This is a genomic window from Flavobacterium sp. EDS, from assembly GCF_020991525.1.
Taxonomy (GTDB): Bacteria; Bacteroidota; Bacteroidia; order Flavobacteriales; family Flavobacteriaceae; genus Flavobacterium.
Genome location: NZ_JAJMOZ010000001.1, coordinates 513,352 through 528,159, shown reverse-complemented (window position 1 = coordinate 528,159; position 14,808 = coordinate 513,352). Strand labels below are relative to the sequence as shown.

Sequence of the window (14,808 nt, the reverse complement as noted above, 5' to 3'; positions counted from 1 at the left end):
ACCGTATTTGATTTTATTCAATTGATAAACTGTGCTATTTCTAAAGAATAGCATGGGACTTCTATTGTTTAATTTTAAATATAAATGTATGAAAATGCAATTCTTTGCATTGGTATTCATCGGTCTTGCCTCAGGTAATCTTTTGGCGCAGACTGTAACTTTACCAAATGCTCTTGAACGTTCTGTTCAGAATTTTGAAAAAATAAAAGCCAAAGAAGCAATGGTACTTGCTTCGAGAGAAAATGTGATATATCAAAAAAGTCAATATTTGCCTGATTTTACCTTGATCGCACAACAGAGCTATGGAACTATAAATGCTCAAAACGGACCTATGTATGGCTTTGGTGGTTTGGGTGTTGCATCGACTTCTATGCCTTTGCAGGAACAAAACTGGAATGCCGCTTTTGGCTCGCTTTACCTAGCAAATATCAATTGGAACCTATTTACTTTTGGTAAAATAAAAAATCAGGTTGCTATTGCCAAAGCCGATGAAACTGTTGCTCAAAAAGACTTAGATCAACTAAAATTCCAACATCAGGTAAAAGTTGGCGCTGCTTATTTGAACCTCTTAGCCGCACAACGCGTAAAGTTTGTGCAGGACAAAAACCTGGAACGTGCTGCAGTTGTCGCTACAACTACCGAGAGCCGTTCGAATAGCGGTTTGATTCCAGAAGTCGATTTTTCTTTGGCGAAAGCCGAAGTTGCCAATGCTAAATCGGCAGTAATAAAAGCCAATGATTTAGAACTCGATTACTCCAAAGCACTGGCTGTTATGATGGGCGAAGAATATCGTAAGTACGAACTCGATAGCCTTTTTACCAACAAAACTCCTATGCTGCTTCTTGAATCTTCATTAGAAACTAGCAAACATCCTATTTTGGAATGGCAAAACAGTGCGGTTCAAAAAAGCGTACAACAAGAAAAATTACAATCGACACTGGGGCTTCCTACTATTTCATCCTTTGGAGTCATACAAGGTCGTGGCTCAGGCTTCGATTGGAATTATGTACAAGACAATTCCGCTTTTTCTAAATCTTACTCAGATGGAGTTGGCATAGACCGCAGCAATTATCTTGTAGGTATTGGTATCAGTTGGAATCTGATGAATATATACCGTCAGTCATCCAAAAAGAAAGAGCAAAAATTCATCACACAATCCTTGCAAAAGGAATATGAGTATATGAATCAAGAACTTGTGGCGCAACAAAAATTGGCAGATGACAAATTAAAAAATGCATTTGAAAATTTTGAAGAAACCAAAACGCAAGTAAAAGCTGCTACAAAAGCTTACCAGCAACATACTGCATTATACAATAACGGATTAACGACTATTGTAGATCTGACACAATCTTTCTATGCGCTCAACAGAGCCGAAATAGACTATGAAATAGCACAAAACAACATCTGGCAAGCCTTATGGATTAAAGCTGCTGCCAAAGGGGATCTGTCTATTTTATTAAACGCCATTTACTAAAGCATAAATTATGAATTTAATACGTTTTGCCTTGCGCAAGCCCATCTCGATTATGGTGATGGTGCTAGGGCTTTTATTCTTCGGAATTAAAGCTACCAAAGATATAAAGGTAGATATTCTGCCAGATATGAATCTTCCTGTCGTGTATATTGCCCATTCATTTAATGGCTATACACCGCAACAAATGGAAGGCTATTTTACAAAGATGTACGTAAACATGATGTTGTTTACAAGCGGAATTGAAAGCATCGAAACCAAGAATACTCAAGGACTTACCCTAATGAAAATAAACTTTTATGAAGGTACAGATATGGGACAGGCTATTGCTGAAATCAATGCATTGTCCAATCGTTCTCAGGTATTTTTACCACCGGGTGCTCCGCCTCCATTCATCATCCGATTTGATGCATCGTCGCAACCTGTTGGACAATTGGTTTTCAAGAGTAATTCAAAAACAAATAACGAACTGCAAGATATTGCCAACTTTACGGCTCGACCATTTTTGATTAAAATTCCTGGATTAACCACCGCACCTCCCTTTGGCGGAAGCCCAAGAACAATCGAAATAAACATCGACCCGAATAAATTACGTACCCACCAATTAACTCCTGAGCAAATTGTAGAGGCTATTAGCCGCAATAATATTACTTCACCTTCAGGAAATATATACATTGATGATATTAATTATTTAACGCCGACGAACAATACAATTAAAGAAGTTGCCGATTTTGGAAATATTCCAATTTTTAAAGGTGCAGTCGATAACGTTTATATCCGCGATGTGGCAACTGTAAAAGATGGTGCTGATATTACAACAGGTTATGCTTTGATTAACGGAGCACGCTCAGTATATATCAATATTGCAAAATCGGGTAATGCATCGACTTGGGATGTGGTGAGAAATTTAAAGAAAGCCATCCCAATGATTCAAAACAATTTACCGGATGATGTTACTATCTCTTATGAGTTTGACCAATCGGTATATGTGATCAATGCCGTAAAAAGTTTAATTCTCGAAGGCGTATTAGGTGCTTTATTAACCGGATTAATGGTATTGCTATTCTTACGTGATAAAAGAGCCGCTTTAATTGTTGTACTAACGATTCCAATTTCTATTATCTCAGGCGTATTATTCCTGAAATTATTTGGACAAAGTATCAATATTATGTCCTTATCAGGATTGGCATTAGCCATAGGAATCTTGGTTGACGAAAGTACGGTTACGATAGAAAACATTCACCAGCATCTTGCAATGGGCAAGACAAAAGCCAAAGCCATTTTAGATGCTTGTCGTGAAATTGCTTTTCCTAAATTATTGATTCTGCTTTGCATTTTGGCAGTATTTGCTCCAGCATTTATGATGACAGGAATTCCAGGTTCATTATTCATGCCATTGGCACTTGCTATTGGGTTCTCAATGATTTTATCATTCCTCCTATCACAAACCTTTGTTCCCGTAATGGCAAACTGGTTAATGAAGGCCAAAGAAGAAGATCACGAACACAAAGAAGATAAATTCGATAGATTTAAAAATCGTTTTGTAACGTTCTTACAATCTATAATGGAGAAACGTAAAACGATTTTAATTGCCAGTTTTGTTGTAGTTGCCTTAGGTATTTTTGTAATGTATAGTAATACAGGAAAAGATGTATTACCAACCGTAAATTCAAGTCAGTTTCAGGTACGTATAAAAGCGCCTGAAGGAACTCGAATCGAAAAAACAGAGCTAAAAATCAAACAGGTATTACGCGAATTAGAAACTGTAATTGGTAAAGACCATATCGCAATTTCTTCAGTATTTATCGGTCAGCACCCATCGTCATTTGCGGTAAGCCCAATTTACCTATACAATGCAGGACCACACGAAGCGTTGATGCAAATTGCATTAAAAGATTTTGACGGAAACACCAATGATTTAAAAGAAAAAATCCGTCATCATATGAAAACAAAAATGCCTGAATTGCATTTTTCTTTCGAACCGATAGAACTTACTGAAAAAATTCTTAGTCAAGGAACCAATACGCCTATTGAAGTTCGCTTTTCTGGAATGATGAAAAAAATGAACATCATGTATGCCAATAAATTATTGGCAAAACTAAAAGAAATTGACTATTTAAGAGACCAGCAAATTCCGCAATCGTTGAGCTACCCTGCTTTCGAAATTAATATCGACAGATTAAGAGCCGCACAATTAGGAATCGATGCACAAGACATTGCCCGTTCATTAGTGCCAATTACAGCATCTTCACGCTATACAAGCAAAAATATGTGGGTAGGTGGAATGATGGGAATTGCTTACGATGTGCAAGTGCAAACACCTCAAAATATATTAACCAGCAAAGACGAATTGCTTAATGTACCGTTAGGAAAAAACTCTGATCGACCAGTTCTTGGCGATGTAGCTACCATAACTCCAACAAAAGTTTTGGGAGAAAGTTACAATCTAGGGACAATGGGTTACACACCTGTTACAGCAAATATTCATAATGCCGATTTAGGTCGTGCGCAAAAAGATGTACAAGCAGCGATTGCATCCTTGGGAGAATTACCAAAAGGAGTAAACATTCAAATCTCAGGAATGGTTCCTGTGCTAGATGAAACCATGAGCAGCTTAGCATTGGGATTATTAATTGCCATTATGGTTATCTTTTTGATGTTGGCTGCCAATTATCAGTCGTTCAAAGTTTCGTTTGTAATCCTAACAACCGTTCCATTTGTAATCTTAGGATCGTTGCTATTAATGAAAATTACGGGCTCAACCTTAAACCTACAATCATATATGGGAATCATTATGTCCGTAGGAGTTTCTATTGCCAATGCCGTATTATTAATAAGTAATGCCGAAACATTGCGCATGCAAAACGGAAATGCATTAAGCTCCGCAATTCAGGCAGCATCACTTCGTATTCGCCCTATTATCATGACTTCACTGGCAATGATTGCAGGAATGTTACCAATGGCTATTGGTCATGGCGAAGGTGGCGATCAGGTTGCACCGCTAGGGAGAGCCGTAATTGGCGGATTAATCGCGTCTTCTTTTAGTGTATTACTATTATTACCATTAGTATTCGTATGGATACAAGGCAAAGCATCGACACAATCCCCATCATTAGATCCTGAGGACGAAAACAGTACACATTATATAACAACAAACCCTTCGATGTAATTTATAAAATATTGTTTAACACGTAGAAACATAGATTTTTATGTATTAAAAGAATACAAAAAGAAACACATTTCTTTAACATAGCTATGTGTCTTTTAACTAAGTGGAACGACTTTTTTGAGAGTATAAAATCTATGTTTCTATGTGTTAAAATTAATTACACTCAACGGTTAACATTAAAAAAATAAAATACATATGAAACTAATCTATTATATCCTTATCGGAATTGTATTTGCATCCTGCAATTCAGAAACTAAAAAGGCCGAAAAAACAGACGCGATGCCAATGATGATGATGCCAAATTTTGAAACAATAGCCATCAAAAAAAGCAATCCACTAGTACCATTAAAACTAGCTGGAGAATTAGTCTCAGATCAGGAAACGGCTATTTATGCTAAAGTAAACAGTTATGTTAAGAAACTTCCTGTAGATATTGGTTCGGTAGTAACTAAAGGACAAGTTATTCTTGTACTCGAAGCACCAGAGATTCAGGCACAATTAGCATCTGCAAAATCAAAGTGGAAAGCACAGGAAGCAATATACATTGCGACAAAATCCAATTACGACCGAATGTTTAAAGCCAATGAAACCAAAGGCGCCATTGCCAAAGATGCTTTAGACCAGATTACAGCAAGAAAACTAGCCGACCAAGCACAATTAGAAGCAGCCAAATCAGCTTATCAGGAAATACAAATTATGAATGACTATTTGGTAATTCGAGCGCCGTTTAGCGGAATCATTGCAGAAAGAAACATCGATTTAGGTTCGTATGTTGGCCCAATAGGAAAAGGCTCCGACAAACCTTTATTGGTACTTCAGGATAACAAGAAATTAAGAGTTTCCCTTTCCGTTCCTGAAGCCAATACTGGGTATTTAAACTTAGGAGATTCGATACATTTCAAAGTAAATTCGATTCCTCAGAAAAAGTATATGGCAAAAATATCTCGAAAATCAGGAGTATTAGATTTCAAACTTCGTTCTGAACGCATCGAAGCCGATTTAATGAAAGTATATCCAGAGCTAAAACCATTAATGGTAGTTGAAGCAATGATTCCGTTGCAAGCAAAAGAAGCAACATTTTTCATTCCAAAAACAGCCTTAGTCGAAAGTAATATCGGTATGTATGTAATTCGCATCGAAAACAGTATGACAAAAAACATACCCGTTTCAAAAGGACGTCCGTTAATGGATAAAATAGAAGTATTTGGCGAATTAAATGAAGACGATAACATACTCCTAAAAGCAACTGAAGAAATAGTAGAAGGAACAAAAATTAAAAAATAAAACAATGAAAACATATAGCAAATACCTAATTATAGCCGCAATTGCAGCGGTATTAATTTCTTGCAAAGACAAAGAAGCCAAAGAACAAACTGTAGCCCAAACTCCGCAAGAGTTACCTGTACAACAAAATACTCCTAACATTGCAAAACATGTCCCTACTGATGAGGTATGCATGGTCAATGACAAACACATGGAAAAAAAGCAAATGGAAGTTCCCTTTGATGGAAAAATGTACTATGGCTGTTGCGCCATGTGTGTAGAGCGTATCCCAACCGACGAAAGCGTTCGTAAAGCAACAGACCCATTTACAGGAGAAAAAATAGATAAAGCCTCGGCATATATTGTCTCCTTAAACGAAGAAGGCAATGTCGCTTATTTTGCCTCTGAAGAAAACTTCCAGAAGTTTATGAAAGATAATCAACAGGCAACTAAATAACCTTGACGTTATAAATAAAACCTCAAATCAATTCAAAGCCAAAAGAGCTGTTCAACATAATTTGAACAGCTCTTTTAATCTACAATTTATTGTGGTATTTTATTTAAGCTTATTAAGCATTCTTCCACCAGTTGTAATAATTATGATCCTGATCTAATTCAAAACCACATTTAGGATATAAAATATTACCGATTTCGTTTGTCTTTTCTGTTTCTAATAACAAACCGCAAGCATCCGTTTCATCACAAAATTGTTTGCATCTATCAATTAAGTCCTTAGAAAAACCTCGGCCTCTAAAATCGGGAGCAACAAATAAATCACTTAATAGCCATTGTCGTTGTAATGCCTTATAGTGATATAATGAATATAATTGTGCAAATCCTACAAATTTACCATCGGCTTTAATTAAGAAAGTAGTTGTTTCATTGTTACTGATTCGTTCTTTAAGAAAAACTTTCCCTATCTCGACATTAGACGGCTGTCTATAAAAAACGCGGTAACTATTGAATAATTCAGCAAATTCATCCAAATGATCTAATGTAGCAATTTCAATGTGTTTCATAATTTAATATTTTTAATTAATGATTTATAAAAGAGCAAATGTCTTGCATTACAGGAGTGTTTAATTAATCCAGTTTTTACAAACAAATAGGTCCAGATAAAGTAAGTCACTATAAAATGGCTAAATTTGAATCCAAAGGATATTCTAATAAAATAAAAACACCAATGTTAAGACCCTGGAAAACAATTTTCAATATTTCGTTTAATTCCGATCAAACTTTGGTAGAACAAATAACCAACGTAATTCGAAAAGAAATTATTAAAGGAAGGCTTGAAAGAGGAGCACCATTACCGGGCACCAGAATTTTAGCTGATGATATTGGAGTAAACCGAAAAACTGTTGTTTTTGCTTACGAAGCCCTCATCGAGGAAGGATGGTTAGAGAGTAAATACAAATCTGGAACATTTGTATCCGAGAATTTACCATTAATAGAAAAACAGCAACCTGCAGTTCAAAAAAAAGCAGCCACTTTTGAACACATACATTACAATCCTTTTTATCTTACCGACCGTACACTTGAAGGAAGTCGCATTGTTTTTAATGAAGGTGCTCCAGATACCCGACTGGTCCCGCTTAAAGAATTATCGAGAGCATACAAACGTATCTTTCAACGCAAAGGAAAATGGGGATTACTTGGTTATAGCAGCGAAAAAGGAGATCATAAACTCCGAGAAATGCTCTCACTAATGCTTTCGAGAGATAGAGGCCTTAATGTAAACCCAGAAACGATATGTGTAACCAGAGGAAGTCAGATGGCGATATATCTTGTTGCCAAGGTTCTTATTAAATCTGGCGATACTGTGGTAGTCGAAAATCCCTCTTATTATGCCGTTCAAAAGATATTTCGAGAAACAGGAGCTATTTTAAAAACAGTCGAAATAGATAATGATGGAATTAATATTGAGGAACTTGAAGCATTATGCCTCAAGACAAGAATCAAAGCAGTATATGTCACTCCTCACCACCAATTCCCCACTACAATTACTATGAAAGCGGGACGAAGAATACAATTACTTGAACTATCTTTAAAATATCATTTTGCTATAATCGAAGATGATTATGACCACGAATATCATTTTGGTGCAGGAAACAAACTCGCATTAGCCAGTAGTGAGAAATCAGCTAATGTCATATATATTAGTTCGCTAAGTAAACTCATAGCACCTGCAATACGTGTGGGTTACGTTACAGGTCCTGCAACCTTTATGGAATCTCTAGTAAACCTGCGTGTGCAAATTGATCGTCAAGGAGATACTATTCTTGAACATGCTATAGCTGAATTAATGGAAGACGGAACCATAAAAAGACATGCTCGCAAAGTAGTAGCTACATACAAAGAAAGGCGTGATTTAATGGAATCTTGTTTACATGAAAATTTTGGAAATGCCATTAGTTTTAATAAACCAACAGGAGGACTCGCTTTTTGGGTAAAATTTAATGAGCCGATAGACCTCATCCAATATATTGCGCTACTTGAGCAAAAAGGAGTTCAAATTGTACCTCCAGGAAGTTTTTATATAAACAACCAATCTTCTAATTCCTTAAGACTTGGTTATGGTTCTCTAAACAAGGAGGAACTTACTGAAGGATTAAAAATTATGGGGGCTGTTTATAAAGAATTAAATTCTTAAGCATTTTTTTTATACAGTTTCTAACCATACGTTATGGTTATATCGCAACAATAAATTCTCAAGCCCTTATAAGAATAGTTGCTATTTATTAAATATCGAATCATTTATTTCAATTTAAGTAAAATTTAGTTCTTCCATGATTTGATAATTAATATGTTTCTGTTCTCTTTTTATGTACAAACTTCATTAATTTATAATGCAAGATTTATATTTAACATAATTTATCCTTCTAAAAACCAGCAATAAATCATTAAAAACCAAACAAATACATAGATTATTATTTATTCGTTATTATTTTAATCCTAAAACTCATTCATTTTTTCATATACGTCGTAAAAAAACTACATTAAAACACTATATTTATCTAATAAGCCAACGTGCATTTAAAGAAAACATCAATCTCAATAATATAAAATTTCGGCTAAGGAATATAACACTACATTAAATCCAAATACTCAAAATAAGAAAAATCTGAAGTGAATAGTATTGCTTTAGATTGGCTTATTTAAAGATGAAAATTTAAATGTATATTTGTCTCTCTGCTTATTTTTTTTACCACTCACAATATGAACGATTTAAACAAAACATACACCATTAATCTTAGTTTTGAAGAAATAAAGCTTCCTCCTTTTCAAGACATTCTTGTTCTTGCAAAAAATTCAATTCAAGGTAAAATTGGACTTTCAAAATCATTTGAATTATTAGTTCCGAATGGCTTTGAAACTATCGACGTTGGCAATAAAAATATAGAAACTGTTTTTGTCAATAAAAACATACTTACTAAGATTGACAAAAAAAAGGTAATCCAAATTTTAGAAAAAAATGTCTTCCCATATATATCAGAAGGCGAACTTATAAGTGTAGATTTCAAAATAAATATTTCTGTAAAAAATATAGTGCTTAAGGATTTTTAACTATGAGTATAACACCATTTGTAAATTACGATTATGTTACATTAGATGCCTATGCAGGTGTTGTAACAGCAAGACGTAGCGAGTATATAGAAAAAGGGATTGTTGTAATGGAAGAAAATGAAGCCATTGGTATTCTTACCTCTTCTGATTTAGCCAAAAAACAACACTTAATTATTATAGATTGCCTCACCGAAAAACCTGTTGTTTACAAAACGGATAAAATTACTGATGTTCTTAATATCATGGACAGTAGTGGACAAAATGTTTTAATGGTATATGACAAGGAGACTTTTGTAGGTACAATTTCTCAAAATGACATCATATATCATCTAAATTCTAGCCTTAGCATTCAAAAACAAACCATGCAATGGGCTGCTCATGATCTAAAGAATCCAATTGCTTCTATAAGAATGATAAGCGACATGCTTCAAAATAATCTTAAACTTATAGAAAACAAACAGCTGGTAGACTATTTAAATCAAAGTTGTGACTTTGCCTTTAAAATTATCGAAGATGTTCTAATAACTGAGCAAGTAACTGAAGAACCAACCTTTTATACACAAGAAAATTTTGATAGTCTAATTGAAGAATCCATTACTTATTTCTCTAAGGAACTGGAGCAAAAACAGATTACATTAGTAAAGAGCCTTAATTTCGGTAAAACGATTAAGATTGACCGTCCAAAATTCGAACGAGTAATTCATAACTTACTATCTAACAGTCTTAAATTTACATATGAAAATGGAGCTATTGACATCTCTACTTCTACCGAAAACAATAAACTAAAACTAGTTGTAAAAGACGATGGAATTGGTATTCCCAAAAATTTACAAGAATATATATATGATAAATTTACCCAAGCAAAACGTGTAGGAACAGCTGGTGAATACACAACTGGACTAGGTATGCATCTTACCAAACAAATTGTAGAACTACATGGTGGTACCATAAAAATGGAAAGCGATGGAAAATCAGGCACTTCCTTCTCTATCTTTTTGAATTTGACTTAGCCTCTTTTTTATGCTATTCTTTTTCAACCAGACTTAACTATTCTATTTGAGAGGATGAAAAAAAATGAAGTACAAGTTTATGAAGAAATAACAAGAACCAAGAATAAACAAATGTCACTCCTTAATTAAAGAGTGATTATCAATTACATTCCAAAAAAAAAGGTTCAACTTTAATTAAAAGTTAAACCTCTTTTTTATTATTTATTTGCATCTTTTTTGAGTAACCTATTTAGATGATAATTCTTTTTTTCCTTTTTCTACATAACTCATATCCCCAACAGATTCTACTGTAAATTTTCCATTTTTATAAATTACCTTACTCACAGAGGCATTTCCTAATTGTGCGGTAACTGGTATTTTAGAATCATAACCTGAGAGCATAACTTCTATTGCCAATCCGTGTGACGTAAGCAAGATATTTCCACCTCCTGTTGCGGCTTCTTTTTCAGCTATTTCCTGAAATGCTCTTTGTGTACGGTACCTCAAATCATCGAAATTTTCTGCCATTCCAAGATTATCCATTGCTTTTATAGCTGAAAATAAATCTCGCATCATTTTTTCTCCAGAATCTTTTAGCATGGCTTCTGTGGAAGGATAATGCATATATATAGAAGCTGCTGTAAGCATATTGTCATTTAAATCGCCCTCAAAACGACCAAAACATGCTTCTCGAAATCCTGCATTTGTGATAATATTCATGTTTTTATCTCCTTTTGTATCTAATACAATTCGAGCCGTTTGATGTGCTCTGCCTAAGTCACTAGAATAAGCTGCTTTAAAAGAAATGTCCTTTAGTCCTTTTCCCAAATATTCAGCTACTTCTATTCCTTGTGGAGTAAGTGGCGTATCTGCCCAACCTTGAGCTCTTTTTAGAGTATTCATCATAGTTTTTCCATGACGAGCGATATAAAAAGTAACAATATTATCTTCTGAAGCAGTTTTATTTTTATTTTTTTGTGCATTTACATTAAAAAAAGAAAGGAATAAAAAGAGAATTGTAACTGTTTTTATGGTTTTTGTTTTCATATATTAAGTTTTTAGGTCATGCCTTTTTTCATTTTATTTTGTTCGAAGCAACAAATTGCTTTCCTTTCTATTTACCTATGCTTTGTCTTCCTTTTTCAATATAGCTCGTATCTCCAAAAGATTCTACAGTAAACTTACCTTTGTCATAGATTACTTTACACACAGAAGCATTTGCCATATGGGAACGTGGTACTTCTTCTCCTGTTATATTAGACAACATAGTACCTATTGCCATTCCATGTCCTACCATAAATATGTTTCCACCACCACTAGTCGCTTCCTTTTCGGCAATAGACTTCAGTGCATTTTGAGTACGTGTTCTTACTTGGTCATAATCTTCTGCCATATTCAATTTATCGAGTATTTTCACTACCGAAAGCACTTCTTTCACTCCCTTTTTGCCTACATCAGCAAAAAGAGCTTCTGTAGTCGGAAAATGTAAATAGATTGCGGCATCACCCCACATTTTTGAATTTAAGTCACCTTCATAACTTCCAAAATTGGTTTCTCTCAATCCTTCATTCTCAATAATAGCTATTTTTTTATCTCCTTTCGCTTGTAATACAATATTGGTTGTTTGAGTCGCACGTCCTAAATCACTTGTATAAGCTGCTTTAAAGTCAATTCCTCTAAGCCCTTTGCCTAAAAATTCTGCTCCTTCAACTCCTTCTTGAGTTAATGGCGCATCAGACCAACCTTGTACTCTATCGAGTGTATTAAGCATCGTTTTTCCGTGACGAGCAATATAAAAGGTAACCTTTTGTGGACTTGTTTTAATTGCTTTTTTAGATTTTTGTGCCGTACTAATTGAAGTTGCTGTAAAAAAGACAACCAATAAGAAGATGATTTTATGCGTTTTCATAATGATAGATTTCGTTAATTAATTATAATTTTACTTTTATTCCAAATTCAACTGTAAAAGGTCGTATGTAAGTCCCAACTAATGGCCTACCATCAAAGGCTTGAGCCTCTTCTATAGTAGTTGTATTTGTTCCAGAAATAGATCCTTGTGCTCCTTTTTGATTTAAAAAGTTCACAACATTAAGATTCAAATCTATTTTTTTATTCAACTTACAAGCAACACCTCCAAAGGTTTCCCAGCGACTTGCAAAAAACAGCGTATTCGGATAGTTAGCCGCTTCTTTACTAAAATAACGTGTACTAACCCATAATCTCCAATTTTTATAAGAATAGCTTGGATCCAACTCAATAAGCACTTTTGATACACTACGAGCAGTTCCTCCACTAAAATCATAAATTTTATTTCCTTCAGCGGCAACTTCACTTAAGTCAACCACAAAATTTTTGTATTCTGGATTTTGAAGAGTCAGCAACGCATGAAATTTAAAACCTTTAAAGGGCTTTACTTCCATATCGGTTGTCCATCCTATTGTTTGAATATCGTAGGTAATAGTCTGTTTGTGCCCACCTTGAAAAGAAGAATTGTTTTTAAAATTGTTGCGTTGTATGTACGTAATTTTAGAAACTAAACTCACTAAAGGATGATTAAAATAAGTCCCCACAGAGGCTCCAGGAATCTGCGAAGGCGAAATATTAGGATCATCAGCACCCGAATAACTACTTAAATTTCCTGCTACTTCTGTATAAGAAATGTCTCCCAAGAAACCAACATTATCAAATGTTTTATGAAGGAAACTAGCCGTGAATGCTTTATTGAACCAATCTTTTTGTATTGCCTGTCTTTTAGACATATCCATTTGATTGTTTATAAATCCATCTTCTTTTGCAGCATCCCTGCTAGATTTAGGATACCACAAACCATCAATACGTTGCCATTCTAATCGAGCTCCAAAATTAAACTCTAACTTATCATTCACTGTCCATTTTTCAGTACCGTAAAGTGCTAATTTATTCTCGTTACCCGAATAATATTGTAATGCCGCATTATAACCTGAATTTCCATACTCATCAACTTTTGAATCATTTATCCAGTTTCCATTACTATCTTTTATCTGAGTAATTAATTTACCAGGATTATCTGCTACCTCCTGAACCATATTATAGCTAGCCTGATAAGAATTATCTATCTTATAATTAAATTCATTTAAACCAATTGACCAATGGTGTTTTTGTGTTTTTTTACTTAGATCAACTCTTCCCATAATAGTATTCTGAGAAATTTTTGGTGTATTAAGAGCTAATACTCCCTGTACATAATCCCCTTGATATACTTGATCCTGATCATCTACATACACATAGCGATTTTTTGAAGCATCAATTTTTCTTAAACTTGTAAAATAGGGATTATACAAACCCGATTTAGCATTTTGAAAACGAACAACGTAATCTAACTTCATACCATTAGTTAATGCATTGTTTCCCATGATATCTACAGCATTAGTCGTAGATCCCATATCTTTCATCTGATCAAGTGTTTCTCTTAGTCCCGTAATCGGATTAATGATTGTTGACTTTCCAGAACGTTCTAAATAGGAATCTCTACCAATTTTAAAATTCCCAAACTGACTTACTGTTCCATCCAAATTATAGGTATATGGACTTACTTTTGAACTAATTCCTTCTGAATTTGCAAACTTATATTGCACAGAAATCTCTCCTTTGCCTCCATTGTATTTTTTACTAATTACCCCTTTATAAATTTGAGTTTTATCAAAATAATTTGTGAAATCAGATTTAAAAGTACCGGGGTCAAAATTTAAAAACACACTTCCAGCATAATACCAATTGTTTTTTAAAGGGCCACTAAAACTCACATCTCCCCTTAAAAGCCCAAATCCATTAGAATTAAAAGCCAAATTCTGCTGATGCTTTTCTGTTCCTCTATTACTATAGGTACTTACTGAAACTCCCACATCACCTATAGAAATAGCAGTTTCACCAACTGTTTGCACCTGAAATTTACTAAAACCAGATCCTGCTCGCCAAGCGCTTGTAGGATTTTGACCTACCCAATTGTAAACAACAGGAAGTCCATTTTCTAATATTGTAGTACCACCAATACTAGCTGGTAAACCAATATTTACATTTCGGGGACCATTATCATTAGAAGCATTCAACATCACGTTTTGTGCTTCTTCCTTAACTAATTTTGTCTCTTTTTTGTCTTTTTCTATTCTTACAATACTATCTTTCTTTATCTGAGAATAGCTGGCGATAGAAAACACCATATTCATCACAATAATTCCATACATAATTTTACATCTCATATTTGCTTGGTTTTAGTTAATATTACTTCTAATCTTCTTTTTATAAAATTCCATTTTAACCTCATAACGATATCTAATAGAAGTAAATTAATTCAATCTTTCTATCGCTTCTTTATG

11 protein-coding genes are annotated in these 14,808 nt (G+C 34.3%); 7 read left to right on the top strand and 4 right to left on the bottom strand.

The annotated features are described in order from the left end of the window. The first annotated feature begins 88 nt into the window (after window positions 1–88). The 4 genes from LPB87_RS02310 to LPB87_RS02295 all read left to right on the top strand — a co-directional run bounded on the left by LPB87_RS02310 (window position 89) and on the right by LPB87_RS02295 (window position 6,360). A complete protein-coding gene (locus LPB87_RS02310) occupies window positions 89–1,474 on the top strand; it encodes a TolC family protein (RefSeq protein WP_230604732.1) in 1,386 nt (461 codons plus the stop codon). A 10-nt stretch (window positions 1,475–1,484) separates the two neighbouring features. Next, window positions 1,485–4,640: an efflux RND transporter permease subunit gene (locus LPB87_RS02305; RefSeq protein ID WP_230604731.1), complete on the top strand. Its 3,156-nt coding sequence runs from the start codon at window positions 1,485–1,487 to the stop codon at window positions 4,638–4,640. Window positions 4,641–4,835: 195 nt separating this feature from the next. Next, on the top strand, window positions 4,836–5,924 hold the full coding sequence (locus LPB87_RS02300; protein WP_230604728.1) for an efflux RND transporter periplasmic adaptor subunit: 1,089 nt from the start codon (window positions 4,836–4,838) through the stop codon (window positions 5,922–5,924). A gap of 4 nt (window positions 5,925–5,928) precedes the next feature. Further along, window positions 5,929–6,360: a hypothetical protein gene (locus LPB87_RS02295; protein ID WP_230604726.1), complete on the top strand. Its 432-nt coding sequence runs from the start codon at window positions 5,929–5,931 to the stop codon at window positions 6,358–6,360. Window positions 6,361–6,472: 112 nt separating this feature from the next. Here the strand turns inward: LPB87_RS02295 and LPB87_RS02290 are convergent, their stop codons facing one another. Further along, window positions 6,473–6,922, bottom strand: coding sequence for a GNAT family N-acetyltransferase (locus LPB87_RS02290; protein ID WP_129537553.1), 450 nt, complete (start codon window positions 6,920–6,922; stop codon window positions 6,473–6,475). 116 nt (window positions 6,923–7,038) lie between these two features. Between LPB87_RS02290 and LPB87_RS02285 the strand changes: the two genes are divergently transcribed. From LPB87_RS02285 to LPB87_RS02275, 3 genes are all read left to right on the top strand, one after another. Next, window positions 7,039–8,553 carry a PLP-dependent aminotransferase family protein gene (locus tag LPB87_RS02285; RefSeq protein WP_230604724.1) on the top strand — a complete coding sequence of 505 codons (1,515 nt, stop codon included), beginning with the start codon at window positions 7,039–7,041 and terminating at the stop codon, window positions 8,551–8,553. A 566-nt stretch (window positions 8,554–9,119) separates the two neighbouring features. Continuing rightward, window positions 9,120–9,467 carry a hypothetical protein gene (locus tag LPB87_RS02280; RefSeq protein WP_230604722.1) on the top strand — a complete coding sequence of 116 codons (348 nt, stop codon included), beginning with the start codon at window positions 9,120–9,122 and terminating at the stop codon, window positions 9,465–9,467. 2 nt (window positions 9,468–9,469) lie between these two features. Next, window positions 9,470–10,477 (top strand): ATP-binding protein, encoded by a 1,008-nt coding sequence (locus LPB87_RS02275; RefSeq protein ID WP_129537550.1) that lies wholly within the window; start codon window positions 9,470–9,472, stop codon window positions 10,475–10,477. A 225-nt stretch (window positions 10,478–10,702) separates the two neighbouring features. On the opposite strand, the gene LPB87_RS02270 is transcribed toward LPB87_RS02275, so the two are convergent. The 3 genes from LPB87_RS02270 to LPB87_RS02260 form a co-directional block, all read right to left on the bottom strand. Continuing rightward, entirely contained in the window at window positions 10,703–11,503 is an 801-nt protein-coding gene (locus LPB87_RS02270; protein ID WP_230604720.1) for a histidine phosphatase family protein, read from the bottom strand. Between the two features lie 67 nt (window positions 11,504–11,570). Beyond that, the gene (locus LPB87_RS02265) at window positions 11,571–12,365 is read right to left on the bottom strand and encodes a histidine phosphatase family protein (protein ID WP_230604718.1); all 795 of its coding nucleotides are present in this window, start codon (window positions 12,363–12,365) and stop codon (window positions 11,571–11,573) included. Between the two features lie 22 nt (window positions 12,366–12,387). After that, a complete protein-coding gene (locus LPB87_RS02260; RefSeq protein WP_129537547.1) occupies window positions 12,388–14,691 on the bottom strand; it encodes a hypothetical protein in 2,304 nt (767 codons plus the stop codon). Window positions 14,692–14,808 lie beyond the last annotated feature (117 nt).